Here is a 17,836-nt window from a genome sequence, read left to right as displayed (position 1 = left end):
CGGTGGCCCCATGAACATCTGCGTCTTCCTTTCCGCCGCCGACCTCGACGACCGCTACACCGTGCCGGCCCGCGAGTTCGCCGAGCTGCTCGGCCGAGGCGGGCACACCCTCGTCTGGGGCGGATCGGAGAGCGGGCTGATGAAGGTCGTCGCGGACGGCGTGCAGGCGGCGGGCGGGCGGCTCGTGGGCGTATCGGTCGACTTCCTCGCCGCGAAGGCCCGCACCAACGCCGACGAGATGGTCATCGCCCGTGACCTCGCCGAGCGCAAGGCGCTCCTCCTGGAGAAGGCCGACGCCGTGGTGATCATGGTCGGCGGGACCGGGACGCTCGACGAGGCCACCGAGATCCTGGAGCTGAAGAAGCACGGCAAGCACACCAAGCCCGTCGTCCTGCTCAACACGGCGGGTTTCTACGACGGCCTGCGCCAGCAGTTCCAGCGTATGGAGGACGAGGGCTTCCTGCCGCTGCCCCTGACCGACCTCGTCTTCTTCGCCAAGGACGGCGTCGGTGCGCTCGCCTACCTGGAGGAGGCCGCCGGACTCCAGTGAGCGGCCCTGAAGTGAGCGGCCTGATCCGGGATGGCCGCTCGTCCACCCGGAGGAGTCCGCCGGTCGCAGGTAAGAGGCCCGGATCTAGGATCGATCCATGGCTACCCACCTCATCACCGGCGCCGGCTCCGGCATCGGCGCCGCTGTCGCCCGCCGTCTCCAGGAGCGCGGTGACGACCTCGTCCTGCTCGCCCGCGACGCCGGCCGCGCCAAGGAGTTCGCCGAGCGCTATCCGGGCGCGCGCACGCTCGTCGGCGACCTCGGGAACCCCGACCGGCTGTCCTGGGCGTTCGGCCAGCAGACCATGCCCGAGCGGATCGACACCCTGCTGCACATCGCGGGCGTCGTCGAACTCGGCGAGGTCGGGGAGCTCACCCCCAAGGCCTGGCACTTCCAGATCGACGCCAACCTGATCGCCCCCGCCGAGGTCACCCGCCTTCTCCTGCCGCAACTCCGCGTCGCCCGGGGCCATGTCCTCTTCGTGAACTCTGGCGCCGGACTGAACGCCCATGCCGGGTGGAGCGCGTACGCCGCGAGCAAGCACGGCCTCAAGGCGCTCGCCGACTCGCTGCGCCACGAGGAGCACGGCAACGGGGTGCGCGTCACCTCCGTCTACCCGGGCCGCACCGCCAGCCCCATGCAGGCCAAGGTGCACCAGCAGGAGGGCAAGGAGTACGACGCCGAGCGCTGGATCGACCCCGAGTCGGTGGCCACCACGATCCTCATGGCGATCGACCTGCCGCGCGATGCCGAGGTCAACGACCTCACGGTCCGGCCCGGCCGCTGACGCCCTGGCGAGCGGACGCCCCGCCGGTGACCGTAGGCTTCCCGGGTGAGCGAGAAGAGCAAGTTCAGCGGGTGTCCGGCGACCGGCATCGGTTCGATGCCCGGGGGAGACGCGAGGGAGGCGGCGAAGACCGTCACCGGGTCTTTCGCCGACGGTCAGGGCATGCCGTATCTGGCCGAACTGCCCGCGCGCGGGCCGGGCGCCGACATGATCGGCCGGAGCGTCGGCCTGCTCGTCGAGATGTACGGACACGTCGAGCCAAGCGGCTGGCGGATCAGCGACCGGCCCGGCCGCGACACCCGCCGGGCCCGTTCCTGGCTGGGGGAGGACCTGGACGCCCTGGAGGAGTTCACCCAGGGGTACGAGGGGCTGCTCAAGGTCCAGGCGGTCGGGCCCTGGACGCTCGCCGCCGCCCTCGAACTGCGCGGCGGCGAAGCCATGCTGGCCGACGCGGGCGCCTGCCGTGACCTGGCCGGATCCCTGGCCGAGGGGCTCCGCGCCCACCTCGCGGAGGTCCGCCGCCGGATGCCCGGGGCGAACGTCGTCCTCCAGCTCGACGAACCCTCCCTGACCGCCGTCCTGCTGGGCCGGGTCCGCTCGGCCAGCGGCTACCGCACCTACCGCGCCGTCGACCGCCAGATCGTCGAGGCGACCCTGCGCGACGTCCTCGCGGCGGCCGGCGAGGACGGGACGACCCTCGTCCACTCCTGCGCCCCCGAGGTGCCCGTCGCGCTGCTGCGCCGGGCCGGGGCCGACGGTATCTCGCTCGACTTCTCGTTGCTCACCGAGCGTGAGGAGGAGACGATCGGGGAAGCGGTCGAGGGCGGCACCCACCTCTTCCTGGGCGTGGTGCCCTCCACCGACGCGGCTTCGGAGGGATTGTCGGACCCGGGCGGTAGCGTCATGGGAGTCAGGACGCTGTGGCGCAGGCTGGGGCTGAATCCGGGGACTCTCGCCGAGTCCGTCACGATCACCCCGTCGTGCGGCCTCGCGGGTGCGTCGCCCGCGTACGCCCGTACCGCGCTCGCCCACAGCGCCCGGGCGGCGAAGTCGCTCGCGGACAACCCTGAGTGACGGGGACGACGGGTACACAGGAGGACGGGACGATGGCGGGCGAAGAGCGGGTGGAGCAGGACAGTTCTGTCCCGGCGGACGCGCGGGAGGAGCACGCGCTGCTGGCCGAGCAGATCGAGGAGCACCGCTTCCGGTATTACGTGAAGGACCAGCCGGTCGTCAGCGACGCCGAGTTCGACCGGCTGCTGCGCTCCCTGGAGGCCCTGGAGAAGGAGCACCCGGCGCTCCGCACCCCGGACTCCCCGACCCAGAAGGTCGCCGGGCCCTACATCACGGAGTTCACCTCCGTCGAGCACCGCGAGCGGATGCTCTCCCTGGACAACGCCTTCGACGACGAGGAACTGGCCGCCTGGGCCGACCGCGTCGCCAGGGAGACCGGCACCCCCGACCACCACTTCCTGTGCGAGCTGAAGGTCGACGGCCTCGCCGTCAACCTCACCTACGAGCACGGCCGCCTCACCCGGGCGGCCACCCGCGGCGACGGCCGCACCGGCGAGGACATCACCCCCAACGTCCGCACCATCGCCGAGATCCCGCACCGCCTCAAGGGCGAGGACGTCCCCGCGCTCGTCGAGATCCGTGGCGAGGTCTTCTTCCCCATGGAGGGTTTCGAGGAGCTGAACGCCCGGCTGGTCGCCGCCGACGACAAGCCGTTCGCCAACCCGCGCAACGCGGCGGCCGGATCGCTGCGGCAGAAGGACCCCAAGGTCACCGCGAGCCGCCCGCTGCACATGGTGGTGCACGGCATCGGCGCCCACGAGGGCCTGAGCATCGACCGCCTCTCCCAGGCCTACGACCTGTTCCACTCCTGGGGCCTGCCCACCGCCCAGCACAACAAGGTCGTCGACTCCCTCGCCGGCGTAAGGGAGTTCATCGCGTACTTCGGCGAGCACCGGCACTCCGTGGAGCACGAGATCGACGGCGTCGTCGTCAAGCTCGACGAGATCCCGCTCCAGGGCCGCCTCGGCTCCACCTCGCGCGCCCCCCGCTGGGCCATCGCCTGGAAGTACGCCCCCGAAGAGGTCAACACCAAGCTGGTCAACATCCGCGTCGGCGTCGGGCGTACGGGTCGCGTCACCCCGTACGCACAGGTCGATCCGATCGAAGTGGCCGGTTCCGAAGTCGAGTTCGCCACCCTCCACAACCAGAACGTGGTCAAGGCCAAGGGCGTCCTCATCGGGGACACCGTGGTCCTGCGCAAGGCGGGCGACGTCATCCCGGAGATCCTCGGCCCCGTCGTCGACAAGCGCGACGGCACCGAGAAGCCCTTCGAGATGCCGACCCACTGCCCCGAGTGCGGGACGGAGCTGCGCCCCATGAAGGAGGGCGACATCGACCTCCGCTGCCCCAACGCCCGCACCTGCCCCGCCCAGTTGCGCGAGCGCGTCTTCTACCTCGCCGGGCGCAAGAGCCTCGACATCGACCACTTCGGCTATGTGGCCGCCGCCGCCCTGACCTGCCCGCTGGAGCCCGCCGAGCCCGTCCTCAAGGACGAGAGCGATCTGTTCTCCCTCACCATCGAGCAACTGCTGCCGATCCGGGCGTACGTCCTGGACCAGGACAGCGGGCTGCCCAAGCGCGACCCGAAGACCGGCGAGGAGAAGATCGCGACGGTCTTCGCCAACCAGCAGGGCGAGCCGAAGAAGAACGCGGTGGCCATGCTGGAGGGCATCGCCGCCGCCAAGGAAGCGCCCCTCGCCCGGATCCTCACCGGCCTCTCGATCCGGCACGTGGGCCCGGTCGCCGCCCAGGAACTGGCCCGTCAGTTCCGGTCCGTCGACCGCATCGACGAGGCGACCGAGGAGGAGCTGGCCGCCGCCGACGGCGTCGGGCCGACCATCGCAGCCTCCGTCAAGCAGTGGTTCGCCGAGGACTGGCACCGCGAGATCCTGCGCAAGTGGCGCGAGGCCGGGGTGCGGATGGCCGACGAGGGCTCCGACGAGGACGAGGGCCCCCGCCCCCTCGAAGGGCTCACCGTCGTCGTCACCGGCACCCTCGCCGGCCACACCCGCGACGGCGCCAAGGAGGCGCTCCAGACGCTCGGCGCCAAGGTCACCGGATCGGTGTCGAAGAAGACCGCGTTCGTGGTCGTCGGCGACAACCCCGGCTCCAAGTACGACAAGGCGATGCAGCTGAAGGTGCCGGTGCTGGACGAGGACGGATTCGCGATCCTGCTCCAGGACGGCCCCGAACGCGCCCGGGAAGCCGCCCTGTCCGTCCCGGAAGCCGGGCCCGAGGCCGCCCCGGAGGACAGCGGATCGTAGGCGGGGTGCGGACAGGGGCGTAGGCGGGGGTGCGGACGGGGCGTAGCCGGGGGTGTGAACGGGGAGTGACCGCCCGCCGGGCCGCCGTTCGCCGCCCGTTCCCCGGATCGAGACGCCTTCGAGACGATGCCCCGGCGTGGCGCGGCCCGGGCGGGGAAGGAAACAGGGCAGAGGGGTGAAGTAGGGTCGGTCACTCCCCGAATGGCCCTGCCGTACCACTCGTTCGGACCAATAGCAGATGGTGACGGGTGGTCGGTTCGCATTCGGGCAAGAGCTGTAGAGCGCTGCCCCTGGAAGCCTTTCGCGGCCTACTGTTGAGAGGTGCGCCCGCCGTGCACGGCCCCTCGACGGGCCGTGGCGCCACGGAATCGGGCGCCACCGAGGGTCATCGGCACCGCCGGCTGTGAGAGGGACGGAATGAAACCGACCGAGAGCGCCGCCCCGGTGTCGCGGCTGCAAGGTTTCGTCGGCCTCACGCCCCCGGCGGGAGCCGTGGTCGTGGGGATCGCCGCGTTACTGCTGGTGGCCGGGTCCTACCGGACGGTCCAGCAGGGCCACGCGCTGTTCCCGGACGGGGTGGTCGGCTGGTCCTTCGCCGTGCTCACCGGGACCATCGTCGGCCATCTGGTGGCCCTCGGCCGCGACCGCTGGTGGGGCGGCACCGGCTCCGGCGCCGCCCTCACCCTCGCCGTGCTCCTGCTGTACGGCTGGCTGCCGGCCGTCCTGGTCAGCCTCGCCGTCGTGGTGCTCGTCGGGACCGCCCGCCGGCACCGCTGGTGGCAGGGGCTGTTGCACGGCGGCGTCGACATGCTCGGCATCGGCGCCGCGGCGCTCGTGCTGGCCGCGTTCGGCGTGGTCCCCACCGTCGAGGAGCCCTGGCGGCCACTCGACTGGGGCATCGCGGCCGTCCCGGAGCTGCTCCTGACCGCGTCGACGTACCTGCTCGTCACCCGGGTCCTCCTGTGGTACACCCAGGCCCCGCACAACGGCGGGCTGCCCACCATCGCCCGGACCGCGATGCTGCGCCAGGGGCTCGTCGCCGTCGCGCTCCTCGGGCTCGCCCCGCTGATCTGCGCCGTCGCGATGTCCATGCCCATCCTGCTGCCGCTCTTCGCGGTGCCGCTGATCGCCCTGGACTCCACGCTCTGGATCGCCCGCGCCCGCGCGGAGGAGCAGTTGCGCGACCCGCTGACCGGGCTGCCCAACCGCCAGTGGCTGCTGGAGCGGACCTGGTCGGCGCTGGAGGACGCCGAGTCCATCGGAACCCGCTCCGCGCTGGTCCTCATCGACCTGGACCGCTTCCGCGCGGTCAACGACACCCTCGGCCACCTGGCCGGGGACCGGCTGCTGCTCCAGATAGCGGAGCGACTGCGGCTCGCCCTGCCGCGCGGCGCGGAGGCGGCCCGCCTCGGCGGCGACGAGTTCGCGGTCCTGCTCCCGCACACCGACTCCACCACCAGCGCCCAGCAGGTCGCCCGCCATCTCGTCGCCGAGCTGTCCTCGCCGCTCGACCTCGACGGGCTCACCCTCGTCCTGGAGGCCAGCGCCGGGGTCGCCGTCTACCCCGACCACGCCCTGGACGCCGAAGGACTGCTGCGCCGGGCGGACGTCGCGATGTACCAGGCCAAGCGGGACCGCTCCGGCGTGGAGGTCTACGAGTCCAAGCGGGACAGCAACACCCCCGACCGGCTCGGGCTCCTCGGCGATCTGCGCCGCGCTCTGGACGCGGGCGAGGTCGAACTCCACTACCAGCCCAAGGTCCGTTTCGACGGGCAGGTCGCAGGGCTTGAGGCCCTGGTGCGCTGGGTGCACCCGGAGCGCGGCCGGGTCCCCCCGGACGAGTTCATCGCCATCGCCGAGTCCTCCGGCCTGATGCCGCACCTCACGGAGTACGTCCTGGAGACCGCGCTCGCCCAGGTCGCCCGCTGGCGGGCGCAGGGCCTGTGCGTGCCCGTCGCGGTCAACGTCTCCCCGCGCGACGTCCACACCCCCGGCTTCGCGGGAGGCGTCGCGGCCCGCCTCGCCCGCCACGGCGTGCCGGCGGGAGCGCTCCAACTGGAGATCACCGAACACGTGCTGCTGGAGGATCCGCAGCGCGCCGCCGACACCCTGGCGGGACTCACCGCGCACGGCGTGAAGATGTCGCTGGACGACTTCGGCACCGGCTACTCCTCGCTGGTCCACCTGCGCCGGCTCCCGGTCAGCGAGCTGAAGATCGACCGCTCGTTCGTGGCCCGGCTGGCCGTCGACCACGAGGACGCGGAGATCGTCCGCTGCACCATCGACCTGGCCCACTCGCTCGGCCTGGTCGTCGTCGCCGAGGGCGTCGAGGACGATACGACGTGGGAGCGGCTGCGGGATCTGCGGTGCGACGCGGTGCAGGGCTGGCTGGTGGCGGCCGCGATGCCGCCGCAGGAGACCACGGCCTGGCTGCGGGCGCGCGGCGAGCACGGCTGGCGCAGGCCCGCCGAGCTGAAGGCCCAGGCCGCGGCCGCCGCGGGGTCGGCGACGGCCTCGGCGACCGGCTCGATGAACGGGTCGCTGAACGGCGCGGTGAACGGAGCGGTGAACAGCGCGGCGGAGCCGGACGCCCCCTGAAGATCCCGGGGAGCGGACCAGGCAGAGGCGTAGCCCGATCGGGCGGGGGCACCCGCCCCCGGGAGACCCCATAGGATTGGGGGTCGGTGGCACATTTCCACCGGCCCGTCCTTCGGCCGGACGGTGGAAATGTGCCACCGACCCCCAGCCAAAACCACACACCAACCCCTGAGGATCGCTGCATGCCTGGCATCACGCGCGAGGAGGTCGCCCACCTCGCCCGGCTGGCGCGTCTGGAGCTGAAGGGCGAAGAGCTCGATCACTTCGCCGGTCAGCTCGACGACATCATCGGCGCGGTCGCCCGCGTCTCCGAGGTCGCCGACCAAGACGTACCGCCGACCTCCCACCCGCTGCCGCTGACCAACGTCATGCGCGCGGACGAGGTCCGTCCGTCGCTCACCCCCGCGCAGGCGCTCTCCGGCGCCCCGGCCCAGGAGCAGCAGCGTTTCAAGGTGCCGCAGATCCTGGGGGAGGACTAAACAGCCATGACGGACATCATCAAGCTCACCGCGGCCGAGATCGCCGCGAAGATCGCCTCCGGCGAGCTGACCGCCGTCGAGGTCACCGAGGCGCACCTCGCCCGGATCGACGCCGTCGACGAGAAGGTGCACGCCTTCCTGCACATCGACCGCGAGGGCGCGCTCGCCCAGGCCCGTGCCGTGGACGCCAAGCGTGAGGCGGGCGAGAAGCTCGGCCCGCTGGCCGGCGTCCCGCTCGCGCTGAAGGACATCTTCACCACCAAGGACATGCCGACCACCGTCGGTTCCAAGATCCTTGAGGGCTGGGTCCCGCCGTACGACGCCACGCTCACGCGGAAGCTGCGCGACGCCGACGTCGTCATCCTCGGCAAGACCAACATGGACGAGTTCGCCATGGGGTCCTCCACCGAGAACAGCGCCTACGGCCCCACCGGCAACCCCTGGGACCTCACCCGGATCCCCGGCGGCTCCGGCGGCGGCTCCTCCGCCGCCCTCGCCTCCTACGAGGCCCCGCTCGCCATCGGCACGGACACCGGCGGCTCGATCCGCCAGCCCGCCGCCGTCACCGGCACGGTCGGTGTCAAGCCCACCTACGGCGGCGTCTCCCGCTACGGCATGGTCGCCTTCTCGTCCTCCCTCGACCAGGGCGGGCCCTGCGCCCGTACGGTCCTGGACGCGGCGCTGCTGCACGAGGCCATCGCCGGGCACGACCCGCTGGACTCGACGTCCATCGACGCCCCGGTCCCGCCGGTCGTCGAGGCCGCCCGCAACGGCTCCGTACAGGGCATGCGCGTCGGCGTCGTCAAGCAGTTCCGCGGCGAGGGCTACCAGGCCGGTGTCCTCCAGCGCTTCGACGAGTCGGTCGAGCTGCTGAAGTCGCTGGGCGCCGACATCGTCGAGCTGGACTGCCCGTCCTTCGACCTGGCGCTCTCCGCGTACTACCTGATCGCGCCCTCCGAGTGCTCCTCCAACCTGGCCCGCTTCGACGCCATGCGCTACGGCCTGCGGGTCGGCGACGACGGCACGAAGTCGGCCGAGGAGGTCACCGCCCTCACCCGCGAGGCGGGCTTCGGCGACGAGGTCAAGCGCCGCGTCATCCTGGGCACGTACGCGCTCAGCTCCGGCTACTACGACGCGTACTACGGCTCGGCCCAGAAGGTCCGCACGCTCATCACCCAGGACTTCGAGAAGGCCTTCGAGCAGGTCGACGTGATCGTCTCCCCGACGACCCCGACCACCGCCTTCCCGATCGGCGAGCGCGCCGACGACCCGATGGCGATGTACCTCGCGGACCTGTGCACCATCCCCACCAACCTGGCCGGCAACTCCGCCATGTCGCTGCCCTGCGGCCTGGCCCCCGAGGACGGTCTGCCGGTCGGACTGCAGATCATCGCCCCCGCCATGAAGGACGACCGGCTCTACAAGGTCGGAGCGGCCGTCGAGGCCGCCTTCGTGCAAAAGTGGGGGCACCCGCTGCTTGAGGAGGCTCCGTCGCTGTGAGTGCCATGGCAAAGAAGGCCAGTAACTTCAAGAAGTCCAAGACCGGGCTGTACGTCTCGCTCGGCAGCACCGCGTTCGGCGCGATCAGCGTCGCCAAGCAGGCGAAGCTCGCCCGCAACGACAACGACGTGCTGCGGCTCGTCGACGCGGCGGTCTCCGCGGCCGCCATCGTCACCGGACTCGCGATCCTCTATCGCGAACTGAAGCGTCTCGGCGACGACGACGTTCTGCTGGGCTGAGAGGGAAAAGTTTCACCGTGACTGTCACTGACCTGGTGTCGTACGAGGACGCGCTCGCGTCCTACGACCCCGTCATGGGCCTCGAAGTCCATGTCGAGCTCGGCACCAAGACGAAGATGTTCTGCGGCTGCTCCACGGAGCTGAAGCAGGACGCCAACTCCCAGACCTGCCCGGTCTGCCTCGGACTGCCCGGCGCGCTGCCGGTCGTCAACGAGATCGGCGTGGAGTCGGCCATCAAGATCGGGCTCGCGCTCCACTGCGAGATCGCCGAGTGGTGCCGCTTCGCCCGGAAGAACTACTTCTATCCGGACATGCCGAAGAACTTCCAGACCTCGCAGTACGACGAGCCGATCGCCTTCAACGGCTATCTGGACGTCCAGCTGGAGGACGGCGAGATCTTCCGCGTGGAGATCGAGCGCGCCCACATGGAGGAGGACACCGGCAAGTCGACCCACGTCGGCGGCGCCGCCGGCCGTATCCACGGCGCGTCCCACTCCCTGCTCGACTACAACCGGGCCGGCATCCCGCTCATCGAGATCGTCACCAAGCCGATCGAGGGAGCCGGGGCCCGCGCCCCCGAGGTCGCCAAGGCGTACGTCGCCGAGCTCCGCGAGCTGATCAAGGCCCTCGGGGTCTCCGAGGCCCGCATGGAGATGGGCCAGATGCGCTGCGACGTCAACCTGTCGCTGCGCCCCAACGGCACCGAGACGTTCGGCACCCGCTCCGAGACGAAGAACGTGAACTCGCTGCGTTCCGTCGAGCGGGCCGCCCGCTTCGAGATCCAGCGGCACGCCGCCGTGCTGTCCTCGGGCGGCACGATCGTGCAGGAGACCCGGCACTTCCACGAGGAGGACGGCTCCACCACGGCCGGCCGCATCAAGGACAACGCCGAGGACTACCGCTACTTCCCCGAGCCGGACCTGGTCCCCGTCGCGCCCGCGCGCGACTGGGTCGAGGAGCTGCGCAAGGGCCTCCCCGAGCTGCCCCGGCTGCGCCGGGCGCGGCTCAAGGAGGAGTGGGGCGTCTCCGAGCACGACATGCAGTCCATCCTCAACGCGGGCGCGGTCGACCTGATCGTCGCCACGATCGAGGCGGGCGCCCCCTCGGACCAGGCCCGCAAGTGGTGGATGGGCGAGCTCGCCCGTAACGCCAACGAGACCGGCCGCGGCCTGGACGAGCTCCCGATCACCCCGGCGCAGGTCGCCCGGGTGGCCGCGCTCGTCGCCAAGGGCGACCTCAACGACAAGCTGGCCCGCCAGGTCATCGAGGGCGTCCTCGCGGGCGAGGGCGACCCGGACACCGTCGTCGAGAAGCGCGGCCTGAAGGTCGTCTCCGACGAGGGCGCGCTGTCCACGGCCGTCGACGAGGCCATCGCGGGCAACGCGGCCATCGCGGACAAGATCCGCGGCGGCAAGGTCGCGGCGGCGGGCGCGCTCGTCGGCGCGGTCATGAAGGCCACCCGGGGCCAGGCGGACGCCGCGCGCGTCCGCGAGCTGATCCTGGAGAAGCTCGGCGTCGAGGGCTGATCACCCGATCGTCCCCGAAGGGGCGGTGCACCCGTACGTACTCACGTACTCGCGGGCGCACCGCCCCTTCATCCGTGAACCCTCGTGGACCCTCGCTCCGAGAGACCCCCCTGAACACCGTCACCGCCGAGACCGTCTCCTTCGCCCTGCTCCTGGGCGTCCTCGCCTTCGCCGTCCTGCGCCCCCGGGGCCTGCCGGAGGCGACCGTCGCCGTGCCCGCCGCCGTGCTCGTGGTGGCCCTGGGCGCGGTGTCCTGGCCCGAGGCGCGGGAACAGGTCGGCGAGCTGCTGCCCGTCGTCGGGTTTCTCGCGGCGATCCTCGTGCTGGCCCGGCTCTGCGCGGACGAAGGGCTGTTCCGGGCCGCCGGGGATCTCGTCGCCCGCGCCTGTCGCGGGCAGACCCGGCCCCTGCTCGGCGGGGTCTTCGTCGTCGCCTCGACCGTCACCGCCGTGCTCAGCCTGGACGCCACCGTGGTCCTGCTCACCCCGGTCGTCCTCGCCACGGCGGCCCGGGTCGGCGCCCGGCCCCGCCCGTACGTCTACGCCTGCGCGCACCTCGCCAACTCCGCCTCCCTCCTGCTCCCCGTCTCCAACCTCACCAATCTCCTGGCGTTCACCGCGAGCGGTCTCTCCTTCACCCGGTTCGCCGCGCTGATGGCGCTGCCGTGGCTCGCCGCCATCGCCGTCGAGTACGTCGTCTTCCGCCGGGCCTTCCGGGACGACCTGGCCGCCGGGGCGCACGCGCCGGATCCCGGGGCGGAGCGCACACCGGTCCCCGTCTTCACGCTCGTCGTGCTGGCGCTGACCCTGGCCGGGTTCGTCGTCACCTCGTTCGAGGGGGCCGAGCCGCTTTGGGCGGCGCTGGCGGGGGCCCTGGTGCTCGCCGTACGGGCGCTCGCCAAGCGGGAGACCACACCGCTCGCCGTCGTCCGCTCGGCCAACCCGCTGTTCTGCCTCTTCGTCCTCGCGCTCGGCGTCGTCGTCCGGGCGGTCGTCGACAACGGCCTCGGCGACGGGATCGCCGCCCTGCTGCCGGACGGCGACACCCTGCCCGCCCTCCTCGGCGTCGCCGTGGTCGCGGCCCTGCTCGCCAACCTGATCAACAACCTGCCCGCGATCCTCGCTCTGCTGCCGATCGTCGCGGCGGCCGGGCCCGGACCACTGCTCGCCGCCCTCATCGGGGTGAACCTCGGGCCGAACCTCACGTACGTCGGATCGCTGGCCACGCTCCTGTGGCGGCGCATCCTGCACGTGCACGGGGACGCCCCCGAGCTGGGCCACTTCACCCGGCTGGGGATCGCGACCGTACCGGCGACGCTGCTGGCCTCCACCCTCGCCCTCTGGGGGTCCCTGCACCTCGTCGGGGTGTGAGGACGCGGTCACTCCGGGTTGGACTTTCGGGTCGGACCTCTTGGACGTTCACCACCGGGCCGTACGCAGTCCTTCCCGCCGCCACCCGGTCTGACTAGCTTCCCGGCTGTAACCACCGCGACCAGGAGGCTCTTTTGACCACGGACATGTCACGGCGACGGCTCTTCGCGCTGGGCGGCGGCGCACTCGGCGCCGCTGCGGCCGGATCGTTCCTGCCGCCGTCGCTCCAGGCCGCCATCGCCGCGCAGCCCGCCCACGCGGGGTCCGGCGGGCTGGGGTCGATCAAGCACGTGGTGATCCTGATGCAGGAGAACCGGTCCTTCGACCACTACTTCGGCACCCTGCGCGGCGTACGCGGATTCGGCGACCGCAACGCCATCGAGCTGCCCACCGGCGGGACCGTGTTCGAGCAGCCCGGGCCGGCCGGCTCCGCCGTGCTGCCCTTCCCCGTACGCGGCGCGGCCGAGGAACAGAAGAAGGACCTCCAGTACATCGGCGCCCTCGACCACTCCTGGAACGGCGGCGCGAAGGCCTGGGGCGGCGGCTGGATGAACGGCTGGATCAGCGCGAAGACCGCGGCCACGATGGCGTACTACGACCGCCGCGACATCCCGCTCCACTACGAGCTCGCCGACACCTTCACCGTCTGCGACGCCTACCACTCCTCCATCCACACCTCCACCAGCCCCAACCGCAACCACCTGTGGAGCGGCAGGACCGGCTTCGAGGCGAACGGGAAACGGGCCGTCGGCAACGACGCCTACAACGAGGGCACCCACCCCGGCTACGACTGGTCCACCTACGCCGAGCGGCTGGAGAAGGCGGGCCGCACGTGGCGGACGTACACCGAGTGGGAGAACTTCACCGACAACCAGATCGAGTTCTACGCCACCTTCAAGGCGATCGCCCGCAAGGCCCTGGCCAAGACCGGCGACCACACGTACATGGAAGCCTTCTACGCCAAGGTCCGCGGCGCCTCCGAGGCCGAGCGCGCCCGGCTGCTCGGGCTGCTCGAGGAGGGTGTCGCCACGCTCACCAAGCAGGAGCGCAGCCTGTTCGAGCGAGGGCTGCGCCGGGTGCCCACCGGGACCCTGGCGGACGAGTTCGCCAAGGACGTGGCGGCCGGGACGCTGCCGGAGGTCTCCTACCTGGTCCCCTCGGCGATCGACTCCGAGCACCCGAGCACCTCCTCGCCGGTGCACAGCGCCACCATCGTCTACAAGATCCTCGACGCGCTCGGCAGGCACCCCGACGTCTGGCGGCACACCGCCGTGCTGATCAACTACGACGAGAACGACGGCTTCTTCGACCACGTCCCGCCGCCCGTCGCACCCCCCGAGGTGACCGAGGAGCAGTGGGAGGGCCGCCCGACCGGCCTCGGGATCCGGGTGCCGCTGCTGGTCGTCTCGCCGTGGACCGTCGGCGGCTACGTCTGCTCCGAGGTCTTCGACCACACCTCCGTGATCCGCTTCCTGGAGCGCTGGACCGGGGTGAAGGAGCCCAACATCGGTGACTGGCGCCGCCGCGTCACCGGCGACCTCACCTCCGCCTTCGACTTCACCCGGGCCCGCCGGCAGCCCGCCGTGCAGAGCCCCGGAGCCATCCCGCCCTTCGAGGGCCGCTGGCAGCCGAAGCCGCCCGCCGTCCAGCACCTCCCCGAGCAGGAGCCCGGCCTGCGCCCGGCGCGCCCGCTGCCCTACCGGCCGGACGCCCGGGCGCGCCGGGTGGAGGACGGACTGCGGGTGGAGCTGGAGAACAGCGGCCGGTCGTCGGCGCACTTCGCGCTCTACCCGTACGCGGGCGAGTTCCCGGCCCCGCAGCACAAGGACGTCCGGGGCCGCGCGCACTGGACGGTCCCGGTGCCGGGGAAGACGTACCGCTTCACGGTCACCGGGCCGAACGGCTTCCGGCGCGAGTTCGCCGGACCGGCCGACGGGGGAGCGGAGGTCGCCGGCCGCATCGACCACCGCGACCGCGACATCCACCTCACGCTGCGCAACACCGGCCGCCGCCCGCTGACCTTCCTGGTGCGGCCGCTCGGTTACGTCGACGAGGACGACGTACGGGACTGGACCCGCCGCGTCACGGTCAAGCCGGGCCGCAGCCGGTCGCTGGTGCACTCGGCGGCCGACGCCCACGGCTGGTACGACCTCGACATCACCGTCGACGGGGAGGACGGCTTCCGGCGGCGGCTCATGGGGCACATCGAGAACGGCCGGGAGAGCGTCTCGGGCTGACCGACCGCGGCGGCCGACGGGCCTGATCTGTCCCGTATAAGGGGCAGATCAGGCCCTGTGACCATGGCCACGAAACGGACAAAGGATCACGATCTGCTGTCAGAGTTGGCGGCCTCAGGTCATGAGACGTTTACGGGCAGATCACGTCATCTGCGGGTAAAGGTCCTCGAACCCGCAGGGAGCTCGTCCGTTGGCTGCCATCGCCCGCTGGTGCATCAGGCACCGCCTCGTCGCCGTCCTCATCTGGCTCGCCGCCCTCGGCGGCACCGCCGCGGCGGCGGGCATCGCCGGTTCGGCGTACTCCAACGACTACGAGGTCCCCGGTACCGAATCCGGCCGGGCCACCGAGCTGCTCTCCCGCGGCTTCACCGACCTCGGCGGCGACACCGACACCGTCGTCTGGCACACCGCCGACTCCACGGTCACAGCCACCGACGTCGAACAGACGATGACCCGCACGCTCCACGCGATCGAGGACCTGCCGGGCATCGGCGCGGTCACCGGCCCCTACGGCACCGCGGGCCCCGGCCAGATCAGCCAGGACGGCCACACCGCCTACGCCACGGTCACCTTCGACCGCCCCGCCGACGAGATCCCCGCCGCCCAGGCCCAGGCCCTCGTCGACACCGCGAAGGCCGCCGAGGCCGACGGGCTCCAGGTCGAGCTGGGCGGCACCGCCGTCGCCCTCACCGAAGCGCCCTCCGTCCACTTCGCCGAGGGCATCGGCGTGATCGTCGCGGCCGTCGTGCTCTTCCTCGCCTTCGGCTCCCTGGCCGCCAGCCTGCTCCCCATCGCCACCGCCCTCGTCTCCGTCGGCACCGCCTACGCGGGCACCGTGCTTCTCGGCCACCTGATGACCGTGGCCGACTTCGCCCCGATGCTCGGCATGCTCATCGGGCTCGGCGTGGGCATCGACTACGCCCTGTTCATCGTCACCCGGCACCGCAGAGGACTCCGGCGCGGCATGTCCGTGCCCGAAGCGGCCCAGAACGCCGTCGCGACCACCGGCCGCGCCGTCGTCTTCGCCGGGGTCACCGTCTGCATCGCCCTGCTCGGCATGCTGATCCTGCGGCTCGACTTCCTCAACGGCGTCGCCATCGCCGCCTCGCTCACCGTCGTCCTCACCGTGCTGGCCTCGGTCACCCTGCTGCCCGCCCTGCTCTCCCTCATCGGGATGCGGGCGCTCAGCCGCCGCGAACGCCGGCAGCTCGCCGAACACGGACCGCGCCCCGAACTGCCCACCGGCTTCGCCGCCCGCTGGTCCGCCTTCGTCGAGCGCCACCCGAGGCTCCTCGGCGGGGTCGCGGCCGTCGTCATGCTGGTGCTCGCCCTGCCCGCCCTCGGCCTCCACCTGGGCACGTCCGACCAGGGCAACAACCCGGCCACCGCCACCACCCGGCAGGCCTACGACGTGCTCGCCGACGGCTTCGGGCCCGGCGTCAACGGCCCCCTCACCATCGCCGCCCAGCTCGACGGCGCGGACGACCGGCTCGCCCTGGACTCGCTGCCCGAGAAACTGCGCACCACCGAAGGCGTCGCGTCCGTCAGCCCGGTCACGTACAACAGCGGCGGCGACACCGCCTTCCTCACCGTCGTCCCCGACTCCTCGCCCCAGTCGCAGGAGACCAGCGAGCTGGTCGACCGGATCCGGGGCGACGTGCTGCCGCCGGTCCAGGCCAACACCTCGCTGGAGGCCCATGTCGGCGGGGTGACGGCGAGCTACGACGACTTCGCCGAGATCATCGTCGGGAAGCTGCCCCTGTTCGTCGGGGTCGTCATCGGACTCGGCTGCCTCCTGCTGCTCCTGGCGTTCCGGTCCATCGGCATCCCGATCAAGGCCGCCGTGATGAACGTGGCCGCCGTCGCCTCCTCCTTCGGCGTCGTCGTGGCCGTCTTCCAGTGGGGCTGGGGGAGCGAACTGCTCGGCCTCGGCAGCGCCGGGCCCATCGAACCCTTCCTCCCCGTGATCATGGTCTCCGTCCTCTTCGGCCTCTCCATGGACTACCAGGTCTTCCTGGTCGGCCGGATGTACGAGGAGTGGCTGGAGACCGGCGACAACCGGCGTTCCGTACGGGTCGGCCTCGCCGAGACCGGCCGGGTCATCAACTCCGCCGCCGTGATCATGATCTCCGTCTTCCTCGCCTTCGTGCTCAGCGGCGACCGGGTCATCGCCATGTTCGGCATCGCGCTCGCCACCGCCGTCGCCCTGGACGCCTTCGTCCTGCGCACCCTGCTGGTGCCCGCCCTGATGCACATGCTCGGCGGCGCGAACTGGTGGCTGCCGGGCTGGCTGGACAAGCGGCTGCCCCGGATCTCCATCGAGCCGCCCGACTGCGTACCGCTCCATGCGAAGATCCCCGGGGCGCGCGCCACCGAGGAGGGCGTCGCGCGGACGGAGGAGGAGCACGATGTTCGCCATATCCCTGGGTGACGACAAGGCGGAGCTGCGGCCGCTGGAGATCTGGCAGGACGAGGAGTTCCTCGCCCACATGGACCGGGCCCGCGAGCTGGTCGACCCCTGGATCCCCTTCGCCTCCTTCGCCACGGACCGGGAGACCGCCCGCGACCTGCTCCGGCGGTACGCGGAGAAGCAGGCCGCGGACACCGGGCGGCTGTACGGGATCTGGCTGGACGGCACCCTCGTCGGCGGCGTCCTCTTCCGGATCTTCGACACGGCCTCCGGCAACTGCGAGATCGGCGTCTGGCTGGAACCGGCGGCCCAGGGCCGCGGCCTGATCACCCGGGCCGCCGAGCGGCTGATCGACTGGGCGGTGCACGAGCGCGGCATGCACCGCGTCGAGTGGGTCGCCTCCGCCGCGAACACGAAGTCGATCGCGGTGGCGAAGCGGCTGGGCATGACCCGGGACGGGGTGCTCCGGCAGAACTACCTCTACCGGGGCGTCCGCCACGACTCCGAGGTCTGGTCGGTCCTCGCCCCGGAGTGGAAGGCCCGCGCAGGGCGCTGAGCTCCGGCGCACGCCCGGCGTCAAGGGGGCTCCCATCGGGGCCCCTGGGGTCTCGGCGGGCATGTACCTCGGCCTCTTCGTCTCCCTGCCCAGCGCGGGCACCCCGGCCGGCGGCTGACCCGGCTGAGCACCCGCGTAGGCCTAAGGCCCCCGCCCACCCCTCGGGCGCCGGACGGGCCCGCCTAAGAAAGTGTTGGGTAACTGATCAACTGCTGCTTGTAGTCGACGGCGGTGATCTTCGTGGTC

13 protein-coding genes are annotated in these 17,836 nt (G+C 71.8%); all 13 read left to right on the top strand.

The window, feature by feature from the left end; all coding sequences use genetic code 11:
* Positions 1–10 precede the first annotated feature (10 nt).
* A complete protein-coding gene (locus tag IE145_RS11900; RefSeq protein WP_189520896.1) occupies positions 11–550 on the top strand; it encodes an LOG family protein in 540 nt (179 codons plus the stop codon).
* Between the two features lie 97 nt (positions 551–647).
* Complete coding sequence (locus tag IE145_RS11895) at positions 648–1,337, top strand: SDR family oxidoreductase (protein ID WP_189520895.1); 690 nt, start codon at positions 648–650, stop codon at positions 1,335–1,337.
* A 45-nt stretch (positions 1,338–1,382) separates the two neighbouring features.
* Positions 1,383–2,411: a methionine synthase gene (locus IE145_RS11890; RefSeq protein WP_189520894.1), complete on the top strand. Its 1,029-nt coding sequence runs from the start codon at positions 1,383–1,385 to the stop codon at positions 2,409–2,411.
* A 32-nt stretch (positions 2,412–2,443) separates the two neighbouring features.
* The gene (ligA, locus tag IE145_RS11885) at positions 2,444–4,675 is read left to right on the top strand and encodes an NAD-dependent DNA ligase LigA (protein WP_189520893.1); all 2,232 of its coding nucleotides are present in this window, start codon (positions 2,444–2,446) and stop codon (positions 4,673–4,675) included.
* Between the two features lie 417 nt (positions 4,676–5,092).
* The gene (locus IE145_RS11880; RefSeq protein WP_189520892.1) at positions 5,093–7,273 is read left to right on the top strand and encodes a putative bifunctional diguanylate cyclase/phosphodiesterase; all 2,181 of its coding nucleotides are present in this window, start codon (positions 5,093–5,095) and stop codon (positions 7,271–7,273) included.
* Between the two features lie 182 nt (positions 7,274–7,455).
* On the top strand, positions 7,456–7,752 hold the full coding sequence (gene gatC / locus IE145_RS11875; RefSeq protein ID WP_003966094.1) for an Asp-tRNA(Asn)/Glu-tRNA(Gln) amidotransferase subunit GatC: 297 nt from the start codon (positions 7,456–7,458) through the stop codon (positions 7,750–7,752).
* 6 nt (positions 7,753–7,758) lie between these two features.
* Positions 7,759–9,252 (top strand): Asp-tRNA(Asn)/Glu-tRNA(Gln) amidotransferase subunit GatA, encoded by a 1,494-nt coding sequence (gatA, locus tag IE145_RS11870; protein WP_189520891.1) that lies wholly within the window; start codon positions 7,759–7,761, stop codon positions 9,250–9,252.
* Positions 9,253–9,257: 5 nt separating this feature from the next.
* Positions 9,258–9,491 (top strand): hypothetical protein, encoded by a 234-nt coding sequence (locus IE145_RS11865; protein ID WP_069738393.1) that lies wholly within the window; start codon positions 9,258–9,260, stop codon positions 9,489–9,491.
* A 17-nt stretch (positions 9,492–9,508) separates the two neighbouring features.
* A complete protein-coding gene (gene gatB, locus IE145_RS11860) occupies positions 9,509–11,017 on the top strand; it encodes an Asp-tRNA(Asn)/Glu-tRNA(Gln) amidotransferase subunit GatB (RefSeq protein WP_189520890.1) in 1,509 nt (502 codons plus the stop codon).
* A 74-nt stretch (positions 11,018–11,091) separates the two neighbouring features.
* Positions 11,092–12,387: an arsenic transporter gene (locus IE145_RS11855; RefSeq protein ID WP_229825519.1), complete on the top strand. Its 1,296-nt coding sequence runs from the start codon at positions 11,092–11,094 to the stop codon at positions 12,385–12,387.
* 134 nt (positions 12,388–12,521) lie between these two features.
* Positions 12,522–14,624, top strand: a complete 2,103-nt coding sequence (locus IE145_RS11850; protein ID WP_189520889.1) for a phosphocholine-specific phospholipase C — start codon at positions 12,522–12,524, stop codon at positions 14,622–14,624.
* A 190-nt stretch (positions 14,625–14,814) separates the two neighbouring features.
* Positions 14,815–17,055: an MMPL family transporter gene (locus IE145_RS11845; RefSeq protein ID WP_189520888.1), complete on the top strand. Its 2,241-nt coding sequence runs from the start codon at positions 14,815–14,817 to the stop codon at positions 17,053–17,055.
* Positions 17,033–17,590 carry a GNAT family N-acetyltransferase gene (locus tag IE145_RS11840; RefSeq protein WP_189520887.1) on the top strand — a complete coding sequence of 186 codons (558 nt, stop codon included), beginning with the start codon at positions 17,033–17,035 and terminating at the stop codon, positions 17,588–17,590. The genes IE145_RS11845 and IE145_RS11840 overlap by 23 nt, the downstream gene beginning before the upstream one ends.
* Positions 17,591–17,836: the final 246 nt, after the last annotated feature.

Origin of the sequence: Streptomyces sindenensis (assembly GCF_014649035.1) — a bacterium.
GTDB classification, from domain to species: Bacteria; Actinomycetota; Actinomycetes; order Streptomycetales; family Streptomycetaceae; genus Streptomyces; species Streptomyces sindenensis.
Note: the sequence above shows the minus strand (reverse complement) of the source record. Positions and strands in the feature narration are given on the sequence as shown.

Coding starts and splice junctions, on each gene's coding strand:
- gatC (WP_003966094.1), top strand. CDS start 7,456: ATGCCTGGCATCACGCGCGAGGAGGTCGCCCACCTCGCCCGGCTGGCG.
- IE145_RS11895 (WP_189520895.1), top strand. CDS start 648: ATGGCTACCCACCTCATCACCGGCGCCGGCTCCGGCATCGGCGCCGCT.
- IE145_RS11865 (WP_069738393.1), top strand. CDS start 9,258: ATGGCAAAGAAGGCCAGTAACTTCAAGAAGTCCAAGACCGGGCTGTAC.
- gatA (WP_189520891.1), top strand. CDS start 7,759: ATGACGGACATCATCAAGCTCACCGCGGCCGAGATCGCCGCGAAGATC.
- ligA (WP_189520893.1), top strand. CDS start 2,444: ATGGCGGGCGAAGAGCGGGTGGAGCAGGACAGTTCTGTCCCGGCGGAC.
- IE145_RS11900 (WP_189520896.1), top strand. CDS start 11: ATGAACATCTGCGTCTTCCTTTCCGCCGCCGACCTCGACGACCGCTAC.
- IE145_RS11840 (WP_189520887.1), top strand. CDS start 17,033: ATGTTCGCCATATCCCTGGGTGACGACAAGGCGGAGCTGCGGCCGCTG.
- IE145_RS11880 (WP_189520892.1), top strand. CDS start 5,093: ATGAAACCGACCGAGAGCGCCGCCCCGGTGTCGCGGCTGCAAGGTTTC.